At 64.9% G+C, this 24,252-nt stretch carries 24 protein-coding genes; 17 read left to right on the top strand and 7 right to left on the bottom strand.

Annotated features, from left to right (window positions below):
• Nucleotides 1–171: 171 nt before the first annotated feature.
• The gene (locus ACVILL_RS08575) at nt 172–1,176 is read left to right on the top strand and encodes an Hsp33 family molecular chaperone (RefSeq protein ID WP_456728669.1); all 1,005 of its coding nucleotides are present in this window, start codon (nt 172–174) and stop codon (nt 1,174–1,176) included.
• Between the two features lie 145 nt (nt 1,177–1,321).
• Here the strand turns inward: ACVILL_RS08575 and apaG are convergent, their stop codons facing one another.
• Nucleotides 1,322–1,720: a Co2+/Mg2+ efflux protein ApaG gene (gene apaG / locus ACVILL_RS08570; RefSeq protein ID WP_092123063.1), complete on the bottom strand. Its 399-nt coding sequence runs from the start codon at nt 1,718–1,720 to the stop codon at nt 1,322–1,324.
• A gap of 273 nt (nt 1,721–1,993) precedes the next feature.
• On the opposite strand from apaG, the gene ACVILL_RS08565 reads away from it, so the two are divergent.
• The 11 genes from ACVILL_RS08565 to ACVILL_RS08515 all read left to right on the top strand — a co-directional run bounded on the left by ACVILL_RS08565 (nt 1,994) and on the right by ACVILL_RS08515 (nt 15,331).
• Nucleotides 1,994–3,265, top strand: a complete 1,272-nt coding sequence (locus ACVILL_RS08565) for an OpgC domain-containing protein (protein WP_456728668.1) — start codon at nt 1,994–1,996, stop codon at nt 3,263–3,265.
• Complete coding sequence (locus ACVILL_RS08560) at nt 3,262–4,032, top strand: SGNH/GDSL hydrolase family protein (protein ID WP_456728667.1); 771 nt, start codon at nt 3,262–3,264, stop codon at nt 4,030–4,032. The genes ACVILL_RS08565 and ACVILL_RS08560 overlap by 4 nt, the downstream gene beginning before the upstream one ends.
• Nucleotides 4,033–4,046: 14 nt before the next feature.
• Nucleotides 4,047–5,075, top strand: coding sequence for an SGNH/GDSL hydrolase family protein (locus ACVILL_RS08555; protein WP_456728666.1), 1,029 nt, complete (start codon nt 4,047–4,049; stop codon nt 5,073–5,075).
• A 212-nt stretch (nt 5,076–5,287) separates the two neighbouring features.
• Nucleotides 5,288–6,790: a glycerol kinase GlpK gene (gene glpK / locus ACVILL_RS08550; RefSeq protein ID WP_456728665.1), complete on the top strand. Its 1,503-nt coding sequence runs from the start codon at nt 5,288–5,290 to the stop codon at nt 6,788–6,790.
• A gap of 110 nt (nt 6,791–6,900) precedes the next feature.
• Nucleotides 6,901–9,345 (top strand): penicillin acylase family protein, encoded by a 2,445-nt coding sequence (locus ACVILL_RS08545; protein ID WP_456728664.1) that lies wholly within the window; start codon nt 6,901–6,903, stop codon nt 9,343–9,345.
• A 145-nt stretch (nt 9,346–9,490) separates the two neighbouring features.
• Complete coding sequence (locus tag ACVILL_RS08540; protein WP_456728663.1) at nt 9,491–10,084, top strand: GNAT family N-acetyltransferase; 594 nt, start codon at nt 9,491–9,493, stop codon at nt 10,082–10,084.
• A gap of 136 nt (nt 10,085–10,220) precedes the next feature.
• Nucleotides 10,221–10,847, top strand: coding sequence for a glutathione S-transferase family protein (locus tag ACVILL_RS08535; protein ID WP_456728662.1), 627 nt, complete (start codon nt 10,221–10,223; stop codon nt 10,845–10,847).
• 367 nt (nt 10,848–11,214) lie between these two features.
• Nucleotides 11,215–12,630, top strand: a complete 1,416-nt coding sequence (gene thrC, locus ACVILL_RS08530; protein ID WP_456728661.1) for a threonine synthase — start codon at nt 11,215–11,217, stop codon at nt 12,628–12,630.
• A complete protein-coding gene (locus ACVILL_RS08525; RefSeq protein ID WP_456728660.1) occupies nt 12,631–13,920 on the top strand; it encodes a M16 family metallopeptidase in 1,290 nt (429 codons plus the stop codon).
• A 59-nt stretch (nt 13,921–13,979) separates the two neighbouring features.
• On the top strand, nt 13,980–14,567 hold the full coding sequence (locus ACVILL_RS08520) for a GNAT family N-acetyltransferase (RefSeq protein ID WP_026191927.1): 588 nt from the start codon (nt 13,980–13,982) through the stop codon (nt 14,565–14,567).
• A gap of 113 nt (nt 14,568–14,680) precedes the next feature.
• On the top strand, nt 14,681–15,331 hold the full coding sequence (locus ACVILL_RS08515) for a hypothetical protein (RefSeq protein WP_456728659.1): 651 nt from the start codon (nt 14,681–14,683) through the stop codon (nt 15,329–15,331).
• Nucleotides 15,332–15,436: 105 nt separating this feature from the next.
• On the opposite strand, the gene ACVILL_RS08510 is transcribed toward ACVILL_RS08515, so the two are convergent.
• The 5 genes from ACVILL_RS08510 to ACVILL_RS08490 all read right to left on the bottom strand — a co-directional run bounded on the left by ACVILL_RS08510 (nt 15,437) and on the right by ACVILL_RS08490 (nt 18,062).
• Nucleotides 15,437–15,922: a F0F1 ATP synthase subunit B family protein gene (locus ACVILL_RS08510; protein WP_456728658.1), complete on the bottom strand. Its 486-nt coding sequence runs from the start codon at nt 15,920–15,922 to the stop codon at nt 15,437–15,439.
• 3 nt (nt 15,923–15,925) lie between these two features.
• Nucleotides 15,926–16,492: a F0F1 ATP synthase subunit B gene (locus ACVILL_RS08505; protein WP_456728657.1), complete on the bottom strand. Its 567-nt coding sequence runs from the start codon at nt 16,490–16,492 to the stop codon at nt 15,926–15,928.
• Nucleotides 16,493–16,583: 91 nt separating this feature from the next.
• Nucleotides 16,584–16,814: a F0F1 ATP synthase subunit C gene (locus ACVILL_RS08500; RefSeq protein WP_016847054.1), complete on the bottom strand. Its 231-nt coding sequence runs from the start codon at nt 16,812–16,814 to the stop codon at nt 16,584–16,586.
• Between the two features lie 55 nt (nt 16,815–16,869).
• On the bottom strand, nt 16,870–17,619 hold the full coding sequence (locus ACVILL_RS08495) for a F0F1 ATP synthase subunit A (RefSeq protein ID WP_456728656.1): 750 nt from the start codon (nt 17,617–17,619) through the stop codon (nt 16,870–16,872).
• Nucleotides 17,620–17,690: 71 nt separating this feature from the next.
• On the bottom strand, nt 17,691–18,062 hold the full coding sequence (locus ACVILL_RS08490; RefSeq protein WP_456728655.1) for an AtpZ/AtpI family protein: 372 nt from the start codon (nt 18,060–18,062) through the stop codon (nt 17,691–17,693).
• Nucleotides 18,063–18,337: 275 nt separating this feature from the next.
• Here ACVILL_RS08490 and ACVILL_RS08485 point away from each other — a divergent pair, with 275 nt between their 5' ends.
• From ACVILL_RS08485 to ACVILL_RS08475, 3 genes are all read left to right on the top strand, one after another.
• Nucleotides 18,338–18,961: a DsbA family protein gene (locus tag ACVILL_RS08485; RefSeq protein WP_456728654.1), complete on the top strand. Its 624-nt coding sequence runs from the start codon at nt 18,338–18,340 to the stop codon at nt 18,959–18,961.
• 32 nt (nt 18,962–18,993) lie between these two features.
• Nucleotides 18,994–19,503 carry a hypothetical protein gene (locus tag ACVILL_RS08480; protein WP_456728653.1) on the top strand — a complete coding sequence of 170 codons (510 nt, stop codon included), beginning with the start codon at nt 18,994–18,996 and terminating at the stop codon, nt 19,501–19,503.
• A 165-nt stretch (nt 19,504–19,668) separates the two neighbouring features.
• Nucleotides 19,669–20,139, top strand: coding sequence for a secondary thiamine-phosphate synthase enzyme YjbQ (locus ACVILL_RS08475; protein WP_456728652.1), 471 nt, complete (start codon nt 19,669–19,671; stop codon nt 20,137–20,139).
• 78 nt (nt 20,140–20,217) lie between these two features.
• Here the strand turns inward: ACVILL_RS08475 and ACVILL_RS08470 are convergent, their stop codons facing one another.
• On the bottom strand, nt 20,218–21,882 hold the full coding sequence (locus ACVILL_RS08470) for an MFS transporter (RefSeq protein WP_456728651.1): 1,665 nt from the start codon (nt 21,880–21,882) through the stop codon (nt 20,218–20,220).
• 315 nt (nt 21,883–22,197) lie between these two features.
• Here ACVILL_RS08470 and ACVILL_RS08465 point away from each other — a divergent pair, with 315 nt between their 5' ends.
• Together ACVILL_RS08465 and ACVILL_RS08460 are read left to right on the top strand one after the other, a co-directional pair.
• Nucleotides 22,198–22,872 carry a response regulator gene (locus ACVILL_RS08465; protein ID WP_456728650.1) on the top strand — a complete coding sequence of 225 codons (675 nt, stop codon included), beginning with the start codon at nt 22,198–22,200 and terminating at the stop codon, nt 22,870–22,872.
• Nucleotides 22,873–23,067: 195 nt separating this feature from the next.
• A complete protein-coding gene (locus ACVILL_RS08460) occupies nt 23,068–24,246 on the top strand; it encodes a lactonase family protein (RefSeq protein ID WP_456728649.1) in 1,179 nt (392 codons plus the stop codon).
• Nucleotides 24,247–24,252: the final 6 nt, after the last annotated feature.

Genomic DNA, 24,252 nt, shown 5'->3' with positions numbered 1-24,252 from the left:
TCCCGGCGAAAGCCGGGACCCATACGCCGCGGCCTGTGAAAAAGGCGCAAGGGGAGACGCCTTGTGTCACAACAAGCTCCTGTGGTGATGGGTCCCGGCCTTCGCCGGGACGACGATCTCTCGTTGAGTGAACCCCTTTATTTCATGGTCCGAGACCCCAGATAGAGCGCCATGGTTTCACAATCCCCCGACATCAAAATCACCACCACCGAGGCGCCGGTTCGCGCGCCGTCAGCGGTTCCTGTCGACGATGCCGTGCTGGCCTTCGAGGTCGGCGCGCTGGATTTGCGCGGCCGGCTGACCCGGCTCGGCCCCGCGCTCGACGAGATCCTGCACAAGCACGATTATCCGCCCGCGGTCGGCAAGCTGCTCGGCGAAGCCATCGTGCTGACCACGCTGCTCGGCTCGTCGGTCAAGTTCGAGGGCCGCTTCATCCTGCAGACCCGGACCGAAGGTCCGGTCTCGCTCTTGATCGTCGATTTCCAGGCGCCCGACCGGCTGCGTGCCTATGCGCGCTACGATGTGGCGCGGCTCAAGGACGGGCAGAGTTCGGGTGAACTGCTCGGCAAGGGTCATCTTGCGATGACGATCGATCAGGGCTCCAACACCAGCCGCTATCAGGGGCTGGTGGCGCTCGACGGCGGCGGCCTGGAAGAGGCGGCGCACGAATATTTCCTGCGCTCGGAGCAGATCCCGACCCGGGTGCGGCTCGCGGTCGGCGAGGAGATGCGCGGCGGCGAAGGCGGCAAGCTGCACTGGCGCGCCGGCGGCATCCTGCTGCAATTCCTGCCCAAGGCGCCCGAGCGCGCCAAGCAGGCCGATCTGCATCCCGGCGACGCGCCGGAAGGCACCGTCACGCACTCGGTGCCTGACGATGATGCCTGGGTTGAGGGTCAGTCGCTGATCTCCACCGTCGAGGACGTCGAGCTGATCGATCCCGATCTGTCCGGCGAGCGGCTGCTGTACCGCCTGTTCCACGAACGCGGCGTTCGCGTCTTCACCCCGCAACCGCTGCGCGCGCAGTGCTCCTGCTCGCGCGATGCGGTCTCTGCGATGTTGAAGAGCTTTGCGCCGAACGATCGCGCCGAGATGGTCAAGGACGGCAAGGTCGTCGTGACCTGCGAGTTCTGCTCGTCGGTCTATGAATTCACGCCGCAGGAAGCGGGCGTCGAGTAAAAGGCCTGTCGTGGCCGGGCATAGCCGTCCGACAGGACGGCGTCGCTTCCGCTAGCCTATGACCCGGCCATCCATCACTTCAGAAAAAACTTCGTTTGTCAGGATGGATCGCCGGGTCAAGCCCGGCGATGACGCTTTGTGCGCGTCAGTTCAGCACCCTTTTCCCATCCGGGCTCGGGCTGTCCAGCGAGAACGTCGGCACGTCGATGTCGAAGCGCTCGCCGGCTTCGGTGACCATCTGGTAGCTGCCGGTCATGAAGCCGGAGGCGGTCGGCAGCGGCACGCCGCTCGTGTATTCGAAGCGCTCGCCGGGCGCGAGCACCGGCTGCTCGCCGACCACGCCCTCGCCGCGCACCTCCTGACGGCGGCCGGTGGCGTCGGTGATGATCCAGTGCCGCGTGCGCAGCTGCACCGTTTCCGGGCCCGAATTGACGATCACGATCTTGTAGGACCAGAAATATTCGCGCCGGTCGATAGACGAGCGCTCCGGCATGAAGTTCGGCTCGACGGTGACTTCGATCTGGCGGGTAACGGCGCGGTACATACGGGTCGATCCGATGGTCTTGGTGCGTGATCCGCTTTCGACCGGATCACACGCAAACGGGCACCTATCATAGCCAATTGGTCCGCCGGAACCAATCGCCTGCCAGGCCGTGAAAAGCCGCCCCAGACCCCGGCGCGTTCATCGCGGTTTCAACATAGTTCCGCTCTAAAGCGCGGCCGCATGCCGCCGCACTCTGCGCTTTGTCGGGAAGTCGCGGACCGATATTATCTTTTCAACTGGGCATGCGGGCGTCCGCGGCCGACACGGTGTTTGATGAGCTCGATTGCCGATCCCATAGCCGGTTCGCCGGTGGCTGATGCCAAGACCGACGTCAAGACGGACGCCGAGATCAAGGCGAAAGCCGTGGCGGCGGCACCTGCGATCACGCTGCCGGCAACCGGCGAGCGCGAGCTCCGGCTCGACCTGTTCCGCGGGCTCGCGCTGTGGCTGATCTTCATCGATCATCTGCCGACCAATCTTTTGACCTGGCTCACGATCCGCAATTACGGCTTCTCCGACGCCACCGAGATCTTCATCTTCATCTCCGGCTATACTGCGGCCTTCGTCTATGGCCGCGCGATGCTGGAGGGCGGCTTCGTGATCGCGACCGCGCGCATCCTGCGCCGGGTCTGGCAGATCTATGTCGCGCATGTCTTCCTGTTCACGATCTTCCTCGCCGAGATCTCCTATGTCGCGACCTCGTTCGAGAACCCGCTCTATAGCGAGGAAATGGGGATCATGGACTTCCTCAAGCAGCCCGACGTCACCATCGTGCAGGCGCTGCTGCTGCGCTTCCGCCCGGTCAACATGGACGTGCTGCCGCTTTACATCGTGCTGATGCTGTTCCTGCCGCTGATCCTGTGGCTGATGAAGTGGAAGCCCGATGTCACGCTCGGTCTTTCCGTGCTGCTCTACGCGCTGACCTGGCAGTTCGATCTTTATCTGTCGGCCTATCCGAACGGTTTCTGGGCGTTCAATCCGTTCGCCTGGCAATTGCTGTTCGTGTTCGGCGCCTGGTGCGCGCTCGGCGGCGCGCGGCGGATGTCGCGCATCCTGTCGTCGAACATCACGATGTGGATCTGCATCGTCTATCTGGTCGCCGCGTTCTTCGTGACGATGACCTGGTACGTGCCGCAGCTCGGCCACATCATGCCGAAGGTGATCGAGCAGTGGATGTATCCGATCAACAAGACCGACCTCGACGTATTGCGGTTCGCGCATTTCCTGGCGCTTGCGGCGCTCACCGTGCGCTTCCTGCCGCGGGACTGGCCAGGGCTGAAATCGCCCTGGCTGCGACCTTTGATCCTGTGTGGCCAGCATTCGCTTGAGATATTCTGCCTCGGGGTCTTCCTCGCCTTTGCCGGTCACTTCGTGCTTGCCGAAGTCTCGGGCGGTGCCGCACTGCACGCCTTGATCAGCGTCTGCGGCATCCTCATCATGTGGGGCATGGCGTGGATCATTTCGTGGTACAAGCACTCCGCCGACAAGAGCGCTTCGAAAAAGGGCGCCGCCGGCAACGCCGATCTGGCGGGAGGGGGAGCATGAAGTCCGCACGGACGATGCTGGGCCTGATGGTGCTGGCCGCCACTTTGGCGGCAGCGCCCGCGCGCGCCGGCGACACGCCCGAGCCTGCACCGGCGCCACCCTGCGACGTACCCGCCTATCTGCTGGCAAGCGAGAGCGCGCTGCCGAAGGTCACCGAAGCGGTGAAGGCCAACCAGCCGCTCAACGTGCTGGTGGTGGGCAGCCGTTCCTCGACCATTCCGGGCAACGAGGCGAGCGCCTATCCGGCCGCCATGCAGGCGGCGCTGAAGGAAGCGTTTCCGCAGGCCACCATCGATTTATCCGTAGAATTACAGGGAAAAAGCACCGCCGAGGAGACCGCGGGAACCCTTGTTAAGCTTGTTGAAGCAAAAAAGCCTACTTTGGTTATCTGGCAGACCGGAACTGTGGATGCTATGCGAGCAGTCGATCCCGACGACTTCCGTGCCGCCATCAACGACGGCGTTGTTGCGTTGCGGGGCGCCGGGACTGACGTGGTGCTGGTCAATCTGCAATACAGCCCGCGTACGGAGACGATGATCTCTGCACCGCCATATCTCGACAATATCAAGGTGGTGGCGCAGCAGCACGACGTTCCGCTGTTCGATCGATTTGCGATCATGAAGCAGTGGAGCGATACCGGATATTTTGACCTGTTCAGCACCGCGCATGGTGTCGACCTGGCCAAGAAGGTTCATGCCTGTCTCGGCCGCGCACTGGCGAAATTCGTGATCGATGCGGCCCATCTGGGCCCGGTGCAGCAGAATTAGAGGAAGCAGAGTAAATGCGTTTTGCCTTCCCTTTTGGTTTAGCCGCAGCGCGGAGCTTGTGTGCCGTTGCGGCGCTGGTGCTGCTCGCGCCGCTCGCGGTCGCGCCGTTGTGCGCGCAGACCGGCCAGGCCGACCAGCATGCCGCGTTGTCGTCTGGCGCCAAATCTGAAACGACAAAGGCCGAGGCTGCAAAGCTTGATGAATCGAAGCCCACCATCGTCGCAGCCGAGGCGGCCACCCAGCAGCAGCAAGGCGGCGTCGCAGCAAGCGCGTTCGACAAGGTGAAGCAGGTCGCGAAATCCGCCAGCGACATCTTCCACCGCGTGCCCTGCCATCAGCCCAAGGGCGTGCCCAACACCACCGGCTCGCTGCCGCATGTCGCGGCCAAGCTCGCCGCCGGCAAGCCGGTCGTCATCATCGCGTTCGGCTCGTCGTCGACCCAGGGCTATGGTTCGTCGGCGCCGGAATTCACCTATCCCAACCGGCTCGCCGGACAGTTGCGGCGGCAATATCCGTCCGCCGACATCACCGTGCTCAATCGCGGCAAGGGCGGCGAGGATGCGCCCGAGATGATGACGCGGTTGCAGTCGGAGGTGATCGACGTGCATCCCGACATGGTGATCTGGCAGGTCGGCACCAACGCGGTGCTACGCAACCTCGATCCCGCCGAGACCGCCAAGCAGGTCGAGGACGGCGTGGCGCGCCTTCAAGCGTCCGGCGCCGACGTCGTGCTGGTCGATCCGCAATATTCGCCGCGCGTCACCGAGCGACCCGAAGGCGCGCGCGGCATGGTGAAGCTGCTCGGCCGCATCGCCGCGCTGCGCCATGTCGGTATCTTCCCGCGCTTCGAGGTGATGCGCGACTGGCATGAGAAACAGGCGATCCCGATCAGCGATTTCGTCACCGCCGACGGCCTGCATATGAACGACTGGGGCTATGCCTGCTTTGCCCAGCTGCTCGGCGACGACATCATCCGCTCGGTCGGCGCGATCAAGATCGGCGTCAACGTCCCGGCTGACGTGCGGACCTACCGGCCGATGTGATCGGCGTCTTCCCTTTTTTAGTCCCGTCACCCTGAGGTGGCCGCTTCTTCAGCGGCCCTCGAAGGCCGACGGCCCGGCTGGTGACCGATTCATCCTTCGAGACGCGCTTCGCGCTCCTCAGGATGACGGAGCTGAAAGCTGTTCCCCCAGCTTGACCTCGCCGCGGTAATCCGCTCCCTTGGCGCCTCTGCCAAGCCTCAAGGGAAACGCTCATGTCTTTCGTGCTGGCCATCGATCAGGGCACCACATCGTCGCGCGCCATGGTGTTTCGCAGCGACATCTCCATCGCTGCCGTGGCGCAGCAGGAGTTTCCGCAGCATTTCCCGGCCTCAGGCTGGGTCGAGCACGAGCCGGAGGACATCTGGACCTCGACCGTGATAGTGTGCCGCGAGGCGCTGGAGAAGGCCGGCCTCAAAGCGAAAGACATCGCCGCGATCGGCATCACCAACCAGCGCGAGACCACCGTGGTGTGGGACCGCGCCACCGGGCAGGCCGTGCACCGCGCCATCGTCTGGCAGGACCGCCGCACCGCCGACATCTGTGCCAGGATGAAAGCGGAGGGCCACGAGCCCGCGATCTCGGCCAAGACCGGCCTGATCATCGATCCCTATTTCTCCGGCACCAAGGTCGCCTGGATCCTCGATCACGTGCCGGGCGCGCGCGAACGCGCCGAGCGCGGCGAGCTGTTGTTCGGCACCGTGGACTGCTACCTGCTGTGGCGGCTCACCGGCGGGCGCGTGCACGCCACCGATGCCACCAACGCCTCGCGCACGCTGCTGTTCAACATCCACACCGGCGCCTGGGACGACGACCTCATCAAGCTGTTGCGCGTGCCGCGCTCGATGCTTCCCGAGGTGAAGGATTCCTCCGCCCGGTTCGGCGAGAGCACCGCCGACCTGTTCGGCGGCCCGATCGCGATCTCCGGCATCGCCGGCGACCAGCAGGCGGCGACCATCGGCCAGGCCTGCTTCGAGCCCGGCATGATGAAGTCGACCTACGGCACCGGCTGCTTTGCCTTGCTCAACACCGGCACCACGCCGGTGGCCTCGAAGAACAAGCTGCTCACCACCATCGCCTACCAGCTCAATGGCCAGCGCACCTACGCGCTCGAAGGCTCGATCTTCGTCGCAGGCTCCGCGGTGCAGTGGCTGCGCGACGGGCTCGGCATCATCAAGCACGCCGCCGAGACCGGCCCGCTGGCCGACAAGTCTGACAGCATGCAGAGCGTCTACCTGGTGCCGGCCTTCGTCGGCATGGGCGCGCCGTACTGGAATCCGCGCGTGCGCGGCGCGCTGTTCGGGCTGACCCGCAACACCGGCCCGGCCGAGCTCGCGCATGCGACGCTGGAGAGCGTCTGCTACCAGACCTTCGACCTGTGGGCCGCGATGCGCACCGACTGGCCGGAGGCCAACGCCGCCAACACCGTGCTGCGCGTCGACGGCGGCATGACCGCGTCCGACTGGACCATGCAGCGCCTCGCCGACCTGCTCAACGCGCCGGTCGACCGTCCGATGATCCAGGAAACGACAGCGCTCGGCGCCGCCTATCTCGCCGGTCTCGACGCCGGCGTCTATCCGGAGCCCGCAAAATTCGCCGACAATTGGCGGCTCGAGCACCGCTTCCGCCCGGCGATGAGCGAGGCGACCCGCGACCGCAAGCTCGCCGGCTGGGCCCGCGCCGTGAAGGGCGTGCTCGCGAGCGACGAGGGGGAGTAGTTGCACTCGTGCGGCAGAGTCTTTTCACCTCCCCCGCAAGCGGGAGAGGGGGCGCAGTATCGCTGCGGCTGAAGACGTCTCATAACCAATAACAACCATCGGAGAACAATATGAACACGGATATCAACCGCGTCACCAGACTGCTCACCGCCGCGCTCTGCGCTGCAACACTCGCCGCACCCGCCACCGCACGCGAGAAAGCGAGCCCGCTTGTCGCGGCGCGCGAGATCAAGACCGACGTCGCGGGACTGAAGGCACCAGGCCAGATCCTGGTCGACGTCTGGGGCATTCCGCACATCTATGCCGGCAACGACCAGGACCTGTTCTTCCTGCAAGGCTTCAACGCCGCGCGTGACCGGCTCTGGCAGATCGATCTCTGGCGCAAGCGCGGGCTAGGTCTGTTGGCGAAAGACTTTGGCCCGGCCTATGCCGAGCAGGACAAGGCGCTGCGCCTGTTCCTCTATCGCGGCGACATGAACGCGGAATGGGCCGCCTACGGCCCGAAGGCGAAATCCTATGCGGAAGCCTTCGTCGCCGGCGTCAACGCCTATGTCGCCGACGTCAAGGCGGGCAAGCGTCCGCTGCCGATCGAATTTCGCATCGCGGGCACGATGCCAGATCTCTGGTCGGCGGAAGACGTCGTGCGCGTCCGCAGCCATGGCCTGACGCGCAACGTCGCCTCCGAGGTGAAGCGCTCGCTGGTCGCCTGCGCTGCAGGCCTCGATGCCGATCGCTTCCGCGTCAAACTGGAGCCGGCCTGGACCACCAAGATCCCCGATGGGCTCGATCCCTGCAGCGTGCCGAAGGGCGTGCTCGCGGCCTACGATCTCGCCACGCGCCCGGTCAAGTTCGCCGCCCCGAAGGACCAGAAGGCGGCGCTGGCGCATGATCCCGACCAGTTTTTGGCCGAAGCCGATCAGCAGCGCGACACCATCGGCTCCAACAACTGGGTGATCGCGGCATCGCGCACCGCGACCGGACGTCCGATCCTCGCCAACGATCCGCATCGCGAGCACTCGGTGCCGTCGCTGCGCTACATCGTCGGCCTCAACGCGCCCGGCATCTCCGTGATCGGCGCCGGCGAGCCAGCGCTGCCGGGCATCTCGATCGGTCACAACGACACCATTGCGTTCGGCCTGACCATCTTCAACGTCGACCAGGAAGACCTCTACGTCTACGAGCTCAACCCCGACAATCCGAACCAGTACCGCTTCGGCACCGGCTGGGAGGACATGCGCATCGTGCACGAGAAGGAGGCGGTGAAGGGCGAGGCCGATCGCGACCTCGAGCTGAAATTCACCCGCCACGGCCCGGTGATCTTCGTCGACGCCGACAAGAAGCATGCCTTCGCCGTCCGCTCGATCTGGTTCGAGCCCGGCACCTCGGCCTATTTCGGCTCGTCCGACTACATGACCGCGAAGTCGTGGACCGGCTTCCTCGGCGCGATGCGGCGCTGGGGCGCGCCGTCGGAGAACCAGGTCTATGCCGACACGTCAGGCAATATCGGCTGGGTCGCCGCCGGCAAGACGCCGCGCCGCACCAGCTTCGACGGGCTGATGCCGGTGCCCGGCGACGGCCGCTACGAGTGGCATGGCTTTCTGTCGCTCGACGAACTGCCGAAGCTGTACCAGCCGAAGCAGGGCTTCATCGCCACTGCCAACCAGATGAACCTGCCGGCGGACTATCCGGTAGGCGAGCGCCGGGTCGGCTTCGAATGGGCCGACAGCGCGCGCTGGCAGCGCATCGTCGAGGTGCTGCAGGCCAACAGCAAGGTGACGCTGGCGGATGCGATGGCGTTGCAGAACGACGACACCGGCATGCTCGCGCGGCGCCTCGTCGCGCTCTTGAAGCCGCTCACGTCTGACGATGTCAACGTCAAGAAGGGCCTCGACCTCTTGAAGGCGTGGGACGCGCGCGATGCCGAGGATAGCGCCGCGGCCGCGGTCTACGAGGTCTGGATCGCAAACCACCTCGGCCCGGTCTTGCTCAAGACCACGGCGCCGAAGGCGGCCGAGCTGATCGCGCCGGAAGCCTCCAGCATTTCCGCCATCGTCGGTTATCTCGAAAAGCCTGACGCGGCGCTCGGCAGCGATCCGGCAGCGGAGCGCGACCGCGTGCTGCGCGACAGCCTCGGCGAGGCGGTTGCCGACGTGGCGTCAAAGCTCGGGGATGATGCGTCGACCTGGCGCTGGGGCCGCCTGCATGTCGCGCAGTTCAATCACGCGCTGATGCCTCTCGCCGACAAGGCCACTGCCGTGCAGATGCAGGTCGGCCCGCTCGCTTATGGCGGCGCCGCCAACGTGCCGCGCGCCGCCACCTACCGCCGCTCCGACTATCACCTGACCTCGGGCGCCTCGTTCCGCATGGTGCTCGATGTCGGCAATTGGGATGCGAGCCGCACCATCAACACGCCCGGCCAATCCGGCGATCCCTTCAGCGGCCACTACCGCGACCTCGCACCGCTCTGGGCGACGGGCCAGTATGTGCCGCTGCTCTACAGCCGCGGCGCGGTGGAAGCCGCGACGGCGGAGGCGATCACGCTGACGCCGCGGTGAGGGGGAGCGTACGTCTCACTGGCTGCGCCACAGACTCACTGTCGTCCCGGCGCAGTCCGGGACGACGGCGAATACGCGGCGCTGCATTGCCTCTGCGGCGACATGCGGATATCTCCCGCCGACAACGTAGAGAAAAGGTCGCGCGATGCTGCTGCCCGACGGTTACTCCGACATCCCCCGCGGCAAGATCGCCGCCGTCGTCACCTATCTGGAAATGACCGCACGCCCACTGCTCCGCGATGATCCGCCCGGCGCGTGGCGCCTGCGCAAGGTCGATCCGCCCGCGCTCGACTGGTATCGCGATCTCTACCGCCGGGTCGGCGAACAGTGGCTGTGGTTCACCCGCACCGGGCTGGATGACGCCGATCTCGCCGCGCGCATCCACGCGCCCGGCATCGAGCTCTACGGGCTGGCCGTCGATGGCCGTGATGAAGGCCTGCTCGAACTCGACTTCAGCGAGCCCGGCAATTGCGAGCTGCTCTATTTCGGCGTCACCGCAAAATTCATCGGCACCGGCGCCGCGCGCTTCCTGATGAACCGCGCCCTCGAGATCGCCTGGTCGCGCGATATCGGCCGTTTCTGGGTGCACACCTGCACCTTCGACCATCCCGCAGCCGTCGCGTTCTACCAGCGCTCCGGCTTCCGTGCGTTCAAGCGGCAGATCGACGTGGCGGATGACCCGAGGCTCGACGGCAAACTGCCGCGCGACGCGGCGCGGCATGTGCCGGTGATTGCATAGCTCGTCCGGTTGCAATGCGGCGCAGCCCATCTACGATGGTGCAAAGCGCAACCTTTGACCCCGGCGTAGCCGCAACCTCGAAAGCCCCTGCTTTCGTGGGCGGCAGTTTGCCGCGGCATGACCGACGAGATGACAGATGTTCCTGATCGGCCAGTACGACTCGCCCTTCGTCCGCCGCACCGCGATCGCGTTGCGGCTTTATGGACTGCCGTTTGAGCACAGACCGTGGTCGACCTTCGGCGATGCGGAGGAGATTGCGGCCTACAATCCGCTGCGGCGGGTGCCGACGCTGGTGCTCGATGACGGCGAGGCGCTGATCGAGAGCGGCGCGATCCTGGATTATCTCGACGAACTGGTCGGGCCGGAGCAGGCGATGATCGCGCGCTCGGGCGAGGCGCGGCGCAAGCATCTGCGCATCACGGCGCTGGCGACCGGGCTTGCCGACAAGGCGGTGAGCCTGATCTACGAGCGCGTGTTGCGCAAGGAGCAGTTGAAGCTTTGGGTCGAGCGTTGCGAGGCGCAGATCGCGGGCGTGCTCGCGGTGCTTGAGCAGGAGCGGGCGGCGGTGCGGTCGCCGTACTGGCTGGGCGATCGCATCGGTCACGCCGACGTCGCGGTGGCCTGCGCGCTGCGCTTCACCGGCGAGGCGCATCCGCATCTGTTCGATGCGCGCTATCCGGCGCTAAGGGCCCATGCCGCGCGCTGCGAGGCGCTGCCGCCGTTCCAGGAGATCGTGCAGCCGCTGGCGCCGCCGAGCGGTTAGGCTCCGGCTCCATCCATTTGAATCGAGAACCATCCTCATCGCCGTCGTCCTGGCGAAAGCCAGGACCCATTACCCCGAATCTTCTTTGCTGCGCGATGCTGGGGCCGACATCCCCTTCATCACCAAGCGCGGTGGTTATGGGTCCTGGCTTTCGCCAGGACGACATCGGTGAATGCGGAGCCGGCTATGGTCAGTCGCGGGTAATGCCTACTCACCACTCCCCGCGTCCGCGCGACCCCGCAGCGCTTCGGGCTACCCATTGCTCACCCGATCTTCTATGGTGACTTGTTCGGGTCGCATGCGGCGAACTCGATAATTCCATGATATCAAAGGCTTAAGGCTCGGATCGAAGCCTTTGGAGGGCGGTTTGACGCGGTATATTTCGACCAGGGGCGAGGCCCCGGTGCTTGGCTTCTGCGATGTGATGCTGACCGGGCTTGCCCGCGACGGCGGGCTCTACGTGCCCGAGACCTGGCCACAGCTGTCGCATGAGACCATCGCCGGCTTCTTCGGCCGGCCCTATTGGGAGGTCGCGGTCGAGATCATCCGTCCGTTCGTCGCCGGCGAGATTTCCGATGCCGAGCTCGGCCGCATGGCCAACGAGGCCTATGCCACGTTCCGTCATCCCGCCGTGGTGCCGGTCGACCAGTCCGGGCCGAACCAGTTCATGCTCGAGCTGTTCCACGGGCCGACGCTGGCGTTCAAGGACGTCGCGATGCAGCTGATCTCGCGGCTGATGGATCACGTGCTGGCCAAGCGCGCGCAGCGCACCACCATCGTGGTCGCGACCTCGGGCGATACCGGCGGCGCCGCCGTCGAGGCGTTTGCCAATCTCGACAATGTCGACCTCGTCGTGCTGTTTCCGAACGGGCGGATCTCCGAAGTGCAGCGCCGCATGATGACGACGACGGGCGCGGCCAACGTCCACGCGCTGGCGGTCGAAGGCACCTTCGACGATTGCCAGGCGCTGGTGAAGGAGATGTTCAACAACCACCGCTTCCGCGACACGGTGGCGCTGTCGGGCGTCAACTCGATCAACTGGGCGCGCATCGTGGCGCAGGTGGTTTACTACTTCACCTCGGCGGTCGCGCTCGGCGCGCCACAGCGCACCGTCGACTTCACGGTGCCGACCGGCAATTTCGGCGACATCTTCGCCGGCTATGTCGCCAAGCGGATGGGGCTGCCGATCCGCTGCCTGCGCATCGCCGCCAACGTCAACGACATCCTGGCGCGCACGCTGAAGACCGGCATCTACGAGGTACGCGAAGTGCACTCGACGACCTCGCCGTCGATGGACATCCAGGTGTCCTCGAATTTCGAACGGCTGCTGTTCGAGGCGTCTGGCCGCGACGCCGATCAGGTCCGCCGCCTGATGGGCTCGCTGAAACAGTCCGGCCGCTTCGTGCTGCCGGATGCGACGCTGGCCGCGGTGCGCCGCGACTTCGACGCCGGCCGCGCCGACGAGACCGAGACTGCAGCCGCGATCCGCGCCGCCTGGCGCGAGGCCGGCGATCTGGTCGATCCACACACCGCGGTGGCGCTCGCGGTCGCCGACCGCGACACGTCGGACTCGGGGATCCCGAACATCGTGCTGTCGACCGCGCATGCGGCCAAATTCCCCGACGCGGTCGAGGCCGCCTGCGGGGTCCGTCCGCAGCTGCCGGCCTGGCTCGGCGGGTTGATGACCAAGTCCGAGCACATGACGGTCATGAAGAATGATTCTGCCGAGGTCGAGCGCTTCGTGCTGTCGGTCAGCCGTGCCGCCAAGCAGGGAGTTGCCTGAATGAGCGTCGAGATCACCAAGCTGCCGAGCGGCCTGACCATCGTCACCGACACCATGCCGCATCTGGAGACCGCGGCGCTCGGGGTCTGGGCCGGCGTCGGCGGGCGCGACGAGAAGCCGAACGAGCACGGCATCTCGCATCTGCTCGAACACATGGCGTTCAAGGGCACCGCGCGGCGCTCCTCGCGCGAGATCGTCGAGGAGATCGAGGCCGTCGGCGGCGACCTCAACGCCGGAACTTCGACCGAGACCACGGCCTATTATGCGCGGGTGATGAAAGCGGACGTGCCGCTGGCGCTCGACGTGCTGTCCGACATCCTCGCCAACCCGTCCTTCGTGCCTGACGAGCTCGAGCGCGAGAAAAGCGTCATCGTGCAGGAGATCGGTGCCGCGCAGGACACGCCCGACGACGTCGTGTTCGAGCATCTCAACGAGCTCTGCTATCCGGACCAGCCGATGGGCCGCTCGCTGCTCGGCACCGCCAAGACGCTGAAGGCGTTCGACCGCGACATGCTGCGCGGCTATCTCTCGACGCATTACCGCGCCCCCGACATGGTGGTCGCCGCCGCCGGCGCGGTCGATCACCGGCGCATCGTCGAGGACGTCACGCAGAAGTTTTCGAGCTTCGACGCCACGCCGGCGCCGAAGCCGGTGCCTGCGATGTTCGGCAAGGGCGGCTCGCGCGTGGTGCATCGCGATCTTGAGCAGGCGCATCTGACGCTGGCGCTCGAAGGCGTGCCGCAGACCGACCCGTCGCTGTTCTCGCTGCAGGTCTTCACCAACACGCTGGGCGGCGGGATGTCGTCGCGGCTGTTCCAGGAGGTGCGCGAGAAGCGCGGGCTGTGCTACTCGATCTATACCTTCCACGCACCCTACACCGACACCGGCTTCTTCGGCCTCTACACCGGGACCGATCCGGCCGACGCGCCGGAAATGATGGAAGTGATCGTCGACGTCATCAATGACGCGGTCGAGACCCTGACCGAGGCCGAGGTCGCGCGCGCCAAGGCGCAGATGAAGGCCGGGCTCCTGATGGCGCTGGAAAGCTGCTCATCCCGGGCCGAGCAGCTGGCACGCCATGTGCTGGCCTATGGCCGGCCGCAGACCGTGGACGAGCTGGTGGCGCGGATCGACGCGGTCTCAGTCGAATCGAGCCGCAACGCCGCCCGCGCCCTGCTGGCGCGCAGCCGGCCCGCCGTTGTTGCCCTCGGCAGCGGAAGGGGTCTGGACACGGCGGTGTCTTTCGCGGAAGGATTGACGAAGTCGAAGGCAAAGACGCTGCTGCACTAAGGGGGCCGCAAGGCTCGGGGCAGGGTGTCACGCCCGAATGGGCGGGGGAGTGTTGGGCCATGGCCCTGTTTCGTTTGCCGTCTAATGGACCCGCTGCATTGATGCCGCGTGGTCACGGGCTGCTGCTGCGGGCGCCGCAGATGTCGGATTTCCCGCAATGGGCGCAACTGCGTGAATTCAGCCGTGCCTATCTCACGCCATGGGAACCGATCTGGCCGTCCGACGACCTGACCCGGGCCGGCTTCCGCCGCAGGTTGCGCCGCTACACCGAGGACATCGCCGCCGACCGCTCCTATCCGTTCATCATCTTCCGCGAATCGGACGGGGTGATGATCGGCGGGATCACGCTCGCCAATGTGCGCCGCGGCATCGTGCAGGCCGGCACGATCGGCTATTGGGTCGGGCTGCCGCACGCGCATCGCGGCTACATGACGACGGCGCTGCGGGTGCTGCTGCCCTCGCTGTTCGGCGAGCTCAACCTGCATCGCATCGAGGCGGCATGCATTCCCTCCAACGCGTCGTCGATCCGGGTGCTGGAGAAGTGCGGCTTCACCCGCGAGGGCCTGGCGCGGCGCTATCTCTGCATCAACGGGATCTGGCAGGACCATTTGCTGTTCGGCCTGCTGCACGAGGATTTCCGCGGCTGAATCCTAAGCCTATTGGCTGATGGCGATGCCCTCCCGGATGCCTTGGGTTCGCCGCCATTGCCTTGTTATAACGCCCGCGAAACAGGAACCGGGCTGGAGATTTGAGGATATTGATGGGTGACAGGGTGATCAGGTTCGCGCTCGCGGCGGCGGTATCGATCGGGCTCGGTGCGACCCTGCTGCCGTCAGCGGCGTCCGCGCAGTCGCTGAGCGACCGCTTCAAGAGCCTGTTCGGCGGCGGCTCGTCTGACCAGGACAAGGCGGCCAAGCCCGCAGCCCCGCAGCAGCTCAACGACGCCGACGCCGAGCTGACCTGCCCGCCGGTGCAGATCCGTTCCGGCGCCTCGACCTATTCCGTGGCCGCGGCGGGCAAGGAGGCGGTCGGCAACGACCTCAAGTTCCTCGCCTCGATCACGCGCACGGCACGACAGTGCAGCCTGAACAGCGGCCAGATCACGGCCAAGATCGGTATCCAGGGGCGGATCATCGTCGGTCCCCAGGGCGCGCCGCCGACCATTCAGGTCCCGCTTCGCGTCGCCGTGGTGCAGGGCGGCGTCGGCGAGAAGACCATCATGACCAAGGCCTACACCACCACGGTGCAGATGGACGAGAGCGGCAGCGTGCCGTTCAGCCTGGTCGCCGAGGATGTCGTCTATCCGGCGCCGTCGCCGGCCGACAACGACAATTACATCTTCTATATCGGCTTCGACCCGCAGGCCCTGAAGCCGGAGCCCAAGCCCCGTGCGCCGCACAAGAAGAAGTAGCGGCAACACAAAAGCGTCCCGCGTGGTGAAGCCGGACTGGAACAAAGAAAAAGGCCGGCGCGATCAGCTCGCGCCGGCCTTTTCTTTGAAGGAAGTGAGATCGCGTCAGTTCAGCTTGGAGCGGACTTCGGCGATGCCCTTGCCGACGAGGTCGTCGGCAACCGAGCCCTTGACCGACTGCGACAGGATGGTCGAGGCGGCGGTCACGGCGGCGTTGGCCGCGGCGGCGCGGACATCGGCCACGGCCTGGGCCTCGGCCTGGGCGATCTTGCTCTCGGCGGTCTTGGTCCGCCTTGCGACAAAATCTTCCATCTTGGTCTTGGCATCGGCCGCGATCCGCTCGGCTTCGGCCTTCGCGCTGGAGACGATCTCTTCGGCCTCGCGCTCCGCGCTGGCGCGGCGCGCCTTGTACTCGCCGAGCAGCTTGGCGGCCTCGTCCTTCAGACGGCGGGCGTCCTCCAGCTCGGCCTTGATGCGCTCGGCACGGTGGTCGAGCGCCGTCAGCAGGGTGCGATGGACGCCGAGATAGCCGAACACGACCAGCAGAATGACGAAGGCGATCGCAACCCAGGTTTCCGGTTCGTAAAACATCGTCTATCCCTTCAACGACGCGTCGACGGCGCTGTTGACCGCATTGGCGTCCGGCGTGACGCCGGCGAGTTGCTGGACGATGGCGCCGGCCGCATCCGCCGCGATGCCGCGGACATTGCTCATGGCATTGGTCCGGGTCGTTGCGATCTGCTTCTCGGCATCGGCGAGCCTGGCCGCCAGCTTTTCTTCCAGCGCCTTGCGCTCGGCTTCCGAGGCCGCGTTCAGCTTCTCGCGGGTCTCGTTGCCGATCGCCTGCGCGTTGGCACGCGCATTCGCCAGTTCGGTTTCGTAGGCCTTCAGCGCCGCGTCGGACTCGTCCTTCAGCTTCTGCGCCTCGGCCAGATCGCCCTCGATCTTGTTCTGGCGTGCATCGATCGTCCCGCCGACGCGCGGCAGAGCGATACGTGACACGATCAGATAGAGCGCGACAAATGCGATCGCCAGCGACACCAGCTGCGAGGCGAAATTGGACGAATCGAACGGCGGAAAGGCTCCGCCGTGATGTCCGCCATCGGTCTCGGTGTGGGCGCCGGCTTTCTGGCCTTTTGCCTCGCCATGACTCTCAGCCATGGTGTTCTCCTGTTGCTGTCATGCGCGCCGCCCTTGGTACGACCTTTGGGCGGCGCGACAGGTTACCGCTAGAGCGGAACCGGGGTGCCGCTCAGAGCGGAACGAACAGCAGGAGCAGCGCGATCAGCAGCGAGAAGATGCCGAGCGCTTCGGTCACGGCGAAGCCGAAGATCAGGTTGCCGAACTGGCCCTGAGCGGCCGAGGGGTTACGCACCGCAGCGGCGAGGTAGTTGCCGAAGATGATGCCCACGCCGACGCCCGCGCCGCCCATGCCGATGCACGCGATGCCCGCGCCGATAAGTTTTGCTGCTGCCGGTTCCATATGTAGCTCCTTGAGAAAGATAGACAGATTGGTGGGTGGAGATTCCCCGGACCGCTTAGTGTCCCGGATGAATGGCGTCGTTGAGGTAGATGCAGGTCAGGATCGCGAACACGTAGGCCTGCAGGAACGCGACCAGCAGTTCGAGGGCGTACAGTGCGATGGTGAGCGCCAGCGGCAGCACGCCACCGACCCAGCCGAGCGCGCCCAGCGAGAAGCCGAGCATCGCGACGAAGCCCGCGAACACCTTCAGTGCGATGTGGCCGGCCAGCATGTTGGCGAACAGACGAACGCTGTGCGAGACCGGCCGCAGGAAGAACGACAGGATCTCGATGAACATGACCAGCGGCAGGATGTAGATCGGAACGCCGTGGGGGACGAAGATGCTGAAGAATTTCAGGCCGTTCTTGTAGACGCCGTAGATCAGGACGGTGAAGAACACCAGGAGCGCGAGCGCCGCGGTCACGATCAGATGGCTCGCGATCGTGAAGGTGTAGGGGATGACGCCGACCAGGTTCGAGACGCAGAGGAACATGAACAGCGAGAAGATCAGCGGGAAGAACCTCATGCCTTCCGCGCCGGCCGTGCTGCGAATCGTGGTGGCGACGAACTCGTAGGAGATTTCGGCGACCGACTGCAGCCGGCCCGGAACCAGGTCCCGGCCGCTCGCCAGCATCAGCAGCGCGATCAACAGCACTGCGATGAACATGTAGAGCGACGAATTGGTGAAGGCGATCGTGTGATTGCCGATGTGGCCGAGCGTGAAGAGGGGCTCGATATTGAACTGATGGATCGGGTCGATTTTCATCCGCGCGGCTCTTGGTCCACCGGCCGTCCTGCCGGTTATCGAATTTCAAATGTCGTGACTTCCGCCAGCGCTCAACGCTTGCCCGAGGCCACGCCCGCGGACCTCACCACGTTGACCACCCCGGCGACGAAGCCGAGCAGCGTTAACACGATGAATCCGAATGGCGACGTCGACAGCAAACGGTCGACCCCCCAGCCAAGCGCCGCTCCGACGGCAACGCCCGCGATCAGCTCCGAGGAAAGACGAAAACCGAGCGCCATCGCCGAAGCTCTGGCGGCACTGTCCCCGCTTTCAGTACCGGATTGATCAGTCTTGCTCCTGCGGCTGTCGCGAATTTCTGACAACCGATGATCGAGACTTCCGAGCCTTGCGGAAAGCGCAGCTTCGTCAGGCGACGAATGATCGCGACTTCCATTTGCGTCGTCGTTGGTGTTTCCAGCCATGCTGCAAACACTAACTGAAGCCGCGGATGATGGAAATTGCGCCCGTCCCCGTCAAAAGCCGCGCGGACCATACTTACCACGTCTAATCAAGTCAAGATTGCGTCGTAACCAGTTATTGCTTTGATTCTGCTGGATTTATCTGGAGATATTCAAGGTCAGAGTGACGCAGTGATCGCAGTGCAACAGCTTGCGCGGCATTGAGCGATATTGCGCGGCTTTTCCCGCTCTGCTGGGATCAGCGAAAGTCCCGTCCTCTCGTGCAGTCAAGGTTCCGCATGGCGCGCCAGATCGACTACTACTTCTCGCTGCAATCACCCTGGGCCTATATCGGCCACAGGCCCTTCGTCCAGCTCGTAAGCACTTACGATCTCAAGGTAAATTATCGGCCCGTGCTGCTGGTCGATCTGTTCTCGGAGACCGGCGGACTGCCGCTCGCCAAGCGCCACCCGGTGCGGCAGCGCTACCGGCTGATCGAGTTGCAGCGCTGGCGCGACAAGCGCGGTCTGAATTTTCATCTGCAGCCGGCCAACTGGCCGTTCAACGGGCGCCTCGCCGATGGCGTCGTGATCGCGGTGCTCGAGGCGGGTCTCGACCCCGAGCCGTTCTTGCGGCGGGCCTATCCCGCGGTGTGGGAGCAGCAGCTCAACCTCGCCGATCCCGCAACGCTGGTGAAGCTCGCCGACGATGTCGGCCTGCCCGGCCGGCAGCTGGTGGAGCGCTCGGGCAGTGAGGCGATCAGCGCGGCCTATGAGCAGAATCGCCAGGACGCATTGGACGCCGACGTGTTCGGTTCGCCAGGATATGTGCTCGATGGCGAGGTGTTCTGGGGCCAGGACCGGATCGAATTGCTCGAAGACGCGTTGAAGTCGGGCCGCAAGCCCTATAGCTCTGAGGTCTAGGGGCAGGGAATCAGGTTGAGGCGGAGCAAGCCATGCCCATCGCGATGTCGCCATCGAAATTGTCGATCGCAATTGCTGCCGTCCTGTTCTCAAGCGCCGCGGCAATGGCGCAAAGCGCGCCCGACACCGAGAACGGCCGCTACGCGTTGTCTCCGGCCGGCGACGGCTTCCTGCGGCTCGACACGCGCACCGGCGCGGTCTCGACCTGCACCAATTCCAACGCCGGCTGGGCCTGTTACATGGTGCCCGACGAGCGCGCAGCGCTGGATGCCGAGATCGGGCGTCTGCAAGCCGACAATGACAAGCTGAAGGGCGAGCTTGCCGCGCGCGCACCGTCGGCCAAGACCGACGAGGCGTTGCCGAAATCGGACCAACTGAAGAAGCCGGAGTCGAAGACAGCCGAGGGCGAGCGCAAGATCGAGATTCCACTGCCGAGCGACCGCGACATGGATCGCGTGATGTCGTTCGTGGAGCGGGCGTGGCGGCGGCTGATCGAGATGGCCAACCGGGTGCAGCGCGACGTCAACGGCGGCAAGATCTGACGTGACGTCGGCGCTGTCTCTACAGTGTCGTCCCGGCGAAAGCCGGGACCCATACGCCGCGGCTTCTCGATTTCGACGACTCGGAGTTGATGTCTCGCCTAACCAATGGGCATAGGTGGTTATGGGTCCCGGCCTTCGCCGGGACGACGTGTCGAGAAAGTACAGATGAACTCAACGAGAATGTCGCGCGCGGCGCTATCTTCCATCACGGCGAACAGTATCGTGTCGTCGCGCTTGACGGTCGAAACGCAGGGCACAGGCTTCACCGACATCACGCGCGAGGTCGCCAAATTCCTGCGCGAGGTGCGTGCCGGCGAGGGCGCGGTCACGCTATTCATCCGTCACACCTCGGCCTCGCTGACGATCCAGGAGAATGCCGACCCGACGGTGCTGGTCGACCTGATGACGGCGCTCGACCGCGCCGCGCCGGAGAACGGAGGCTGGCGTCACGACACCGAGGGTCCCGACGACATGCCGGCGCATATCAAGACCATGCTGACGGCGACCTCGCTGCAGGTCCCGGTGCTCGATGGCGAGATGGCGCTCGGCACCTGGCAGGGCATCTATCTGATCGAGCATCGTGCCCGCCCGCACCGGCGCGAGATCGTGCTGCAATTCATCGGCGCCACGCGCTGACGCGTTCCGCTGCTATTCAAAACGACATCGGCCGCGGATCGCTCCGCGGCCGATGCATATTGACCGAACCGTCGACCGTCAGGTCTTGGTGATGTCGACGTCCTTGGTTTCCGGAATGAACAGCGCGCCGACCACGACGGTGATTGCCGCGAAGATGACCGGATACCAGAGACCGGAGTAGATATCACCGGTCGAGGCGGTGATCGCGAACGCGGTCGCCGGGAGCAGACCACCGAACCAGCCGTTGCCGATATGATAGGGCAGCGACATCGAGGTGTAGCGGATGCGGGTCGGGAACAGTTCGACCAGCATGGCGGCGATCGGGCCGTAGACCATGGTGACGTAGAGCACCAGGATGAACAGCAGGCCGATGACCGAAGCCACCTGCGGACGGAACACGTCGAACGGGTTCGACATCTTGACGATGCCGGGGTCACCCGCCTTCGGATAGCCCGCGGCCTGCACCGCCGCCAGGATCGCGGGGTTCGACGTCTTGGCGTCCGTGTACGGCACTTCCTTGTCGTTGACCAGGATCTTCACCGGGGAGCCGGCCGAGCCCGGCACCGTCGTGTATTTCACCGACGACTGGGCGAGGAAGGCGCGGGCGGTGTCGCAGGGCGCCGTGAAGACGCGGGTGCCGACCGGGTTGAACAGGTCGCCGCAGCCTGCGGGATCCGCCACCACCTGCACCTTGACCGTCTCGTAGGCCTTCTCCAGCGCCGGGTTGGCGTTGGTCGTGATCATCTTGAAGATCGGGAACAGCGTGAGCGCACCGATCAGGCAGCCCGCCAGGATGATCGGCTTGCGGCCGATCTTGTCCGACAGCGCGCCGAACACCAGGAAGAAGCCGGTGCCGAGCAACAGCGACCAGGCGATCAAGAGGTTGGCGGTGTAGCCGTCCACCTTCAGGATCGATTGCAGGAAGAACAGCGCGTAGAACTGGCCCGTGTACCAGATCACCGCCTGGCCCATGGTCAGGCCGAGCAGCGCGAGGATCACGATCTTGGCGTTGCTCCAGGTCGCGAAGGCTTCGGTCAGCGGCGCCTTGGAGGTCTTGCCCTCTTCCTTCATCCGCTGGAACACCGGCGATTCGTTCAGTCGCAGACGGATCCAGACCGAGATGCCGAGCAGCAGCACCGACACCAGGAACGGAATGCGCCAGCCCCACTCAGCGAAGTCCTTTTCGCCGGTGAGGGTTCGGGTGAACAGGATCACCAGCAGCGACAGGAACAGTCCGAGCGTCGCCGTGGTCTGGATGAACGAGGTGTAGTAGCCGCGCTTGCCGGGCGGTGCGTGCTCGGCAACGTAGGTCGCGGCACCGCCATATTCGCCGCCGAGCGCGAGGCCCTGCAGCAGGCGGAGCGAGATCAGGATGATCGGCGCCGCGATGCCGATGGTCTTGGCATTGGGCAGCAGGCCGACGATGAAGGTCGACAGACCCATGATCAGGATGGTGACGAGGAAGGTGTATTTGCGGCCGACGATATCGCCGACCCGGCCGAACACGATGGCGCCGAACGGACGGACCAGGAAGCCCGCGGCGAAGGCCAGCAATGCGAAGATGTCCCGGGTCGCCGGCGGATAGTCGGAGAAGAACTGCGCGCCGATGATGCCGGCCAGCGAGCCGTAGAGATAGAAGTCGTACCACTCGAACACGGTGCCGAGCGACGACGCGAGGATGACGAACCGCTCATCCTTCGTCATGCCGGCGGGCCGCGCCGAAGTTGCCGTCATTGTGGACATCTGGATAGCTCCCCCCCGAATTGTTGCTGATGCTCGCCCCCGGCTGGCGGGTCAGGGCCAAATGAGCCCTAGGCTTGGTTTCAGGGTAACATCGCAGTGAAACCCGCCCCAATAAGACTTTTGGCTTTTGCACGCCTGAACCTATCTTGAGAGGTGAGAGCTGGATGGAACGCCCCGGCGTGCGTCTATTGCGGCGCACAAGCTAGGCGAGTTAACTGCGTTGGCATCTGGTATTATCGGGCCCTTGCGTGATACTGCCGCGCGGGCGACAACCGAACGGCGCGGGCTCAACAAAAGCCCGCTTGTGGGACTGAGATGACTACTCCTGCCAATACTCATCTTGTCATCGCCGACGACCATCCGCTGTTCCGCGATGCGTTGCGTCAGGCGGTGTCGAGCGTCGTGAGTTCGGCCACGATCAGCGAGGCCGGATCGTTCGAGGATCTGACTGCGCTGCTGGAACGGGACTCCGAAGTCGACCTGATCCTGCTCGACCTGAGCATGCCGGGGATCAGCGGCTTTTCCGGCCTTATCTATCTGCGGGCGCAATATCCGGCGATCCCGGTCGTCATCGTCTCCGCCAGCGACGATGCCGGAACCATCCGCCGCTCGCTCGATTTCGGCGCCTCCGGCTTCATCCCCAAGCGCTTCGGCGTCGAGACGCTGCGCGATGCCATCATGAAGGTGATGGAGGGGGATGTCTGGGTTCCGCCGGACACCGATCTGTCGGCGGCCGGCGATCCCGACATGACCCGGCTGCGCGACCGCCTGGTGACGCTGACCCCGCAGCAGGTGCGGGTGCTGATGATGCTGTCCGAGGGGCTGCTCAACAAGCAGATCGCCTACGAGCTCGGCGTCTCCGAAGCGACCATCAAGGCCCATGTCTCGGCGATCCTGCAGAAGCTCGGCGTCGAAAGCCGGACGCAGGCCGTGATCGCCGCCGCCAAGATCGCCGGCGGCCAATGGCGCCAGGGCACGCCGTCGACGTAGGTCCCGGTCAGCTACAACTGCGATTGCCGGGCTCGAACCTCGGCATCGCGGGTCAACGGGCGGCGCGAATGCGCGTCCGATGGCAGGCGTCCGCGACGTCATCCAGCTCTCCACCTGAAGTGTGCGTTGGTCGAAAACCGAGTATCCTGCCCGGCATCGGCCCGTGAGAGGCCGTTTGCTTTTGGGGAGAACGCTATGATCTCTGCAACTCGTGTCGCCGGAATGTCTCTGGCTGCGGCAATCCTTCTCGGTGCCGGCGCTTTCAATTGCGTTCAGGCCAAGCCGCTGATGATCGTCGGCCTGGACGAGAAACTGTTGTGGGACGACGACGGCAAGCCGGTGTTGTCAGCGTCCGGCAAGGATCAAGTGCTGATAGTCGATCTCGCCGATCCCGAGAACCCGAAGATTGCGGCTTCTCTCCCATTGAAGAACTCAGTGGTCGGTCCCCCGGTCAACGTCGCTATCGATCCGACCGGAACAGTGGCGCTGGTCGCGGATTCGGTCGACGTGGTCAAGGAGGGCGACGCTCTGAAGCAGGTGCCGGACAACAAGATTTATGCGATCGATCTCAAGACGACCCCGCCCAAGCTGGCGGCGACCATTACTGGCGGAAAGCAGCCATCAGGGTTGAGCTTCAGTCCCGACGGAAAGATGGCGCTGGTTGCCAACCGCGGGGACAACTCGATCAGCGTACTTTCGGTCAACGGCACTGACGTCAAGATCAGCGACACGCTATCGATGCCTGACAGTGTCGCGCATGTCGCGTTCGCGCCAGACGGCAAGCACGCGCTCGCTGTGCGTTTTCCCGCGCACAAGATATCGGTGCTCGATATCGCCGGCGACAAGGTCACCTACACCAAGATAGACCTGCCGGCCGGTCAATGGCCTTACAACGTCGCAGTGACCCCGAACAGCAAGATCGCGTTGACGTCGGACAATGGCAACGCGGGCGCGTCGGACGGCAGCGTCGACACGACAAGCGTCATCGATCTCGAAGCGAAGCCGCCGCGCATCATCGATCGCGTGGTAGTCGGCGATGGACCGGAGGGGCTTGCCATCAGTCCGAAGGGGGATCTCGCAGCCTCTGTGATCCTGCGCGGCTCGAACATGAAGAATGCGTTCTTCCACGAGAAGAACGGCAGCGTCTCGGTCCTGAAGATCGACGGCAAGAAAGTGACCAAGACCGGAGATATCGAAGTCGGCGGACTGCCGGAGGCTGCGGTGTTCACGCCTGACGGAAAATACATCCTAGTCGGGAACTACCTCAGCCAGGACTTCTCGGTCCTCAAGGTCGACGGAACAAACGTCACCGACACAGGCAAGCGGTTTCAGGTGCCAGGGCACCCTGCGTCGGCCAGAATGGGGCCGAACTAAACCGTC

The sequence above is a fragment of the Bradyrhizobium sp. USDA 3364 genome, from assembly GCF_054056355.1.
Note: the sequence above shows the minus strand (reverse complement) of the source record. Positions and strands in the feature narration are given on the sequence as shown.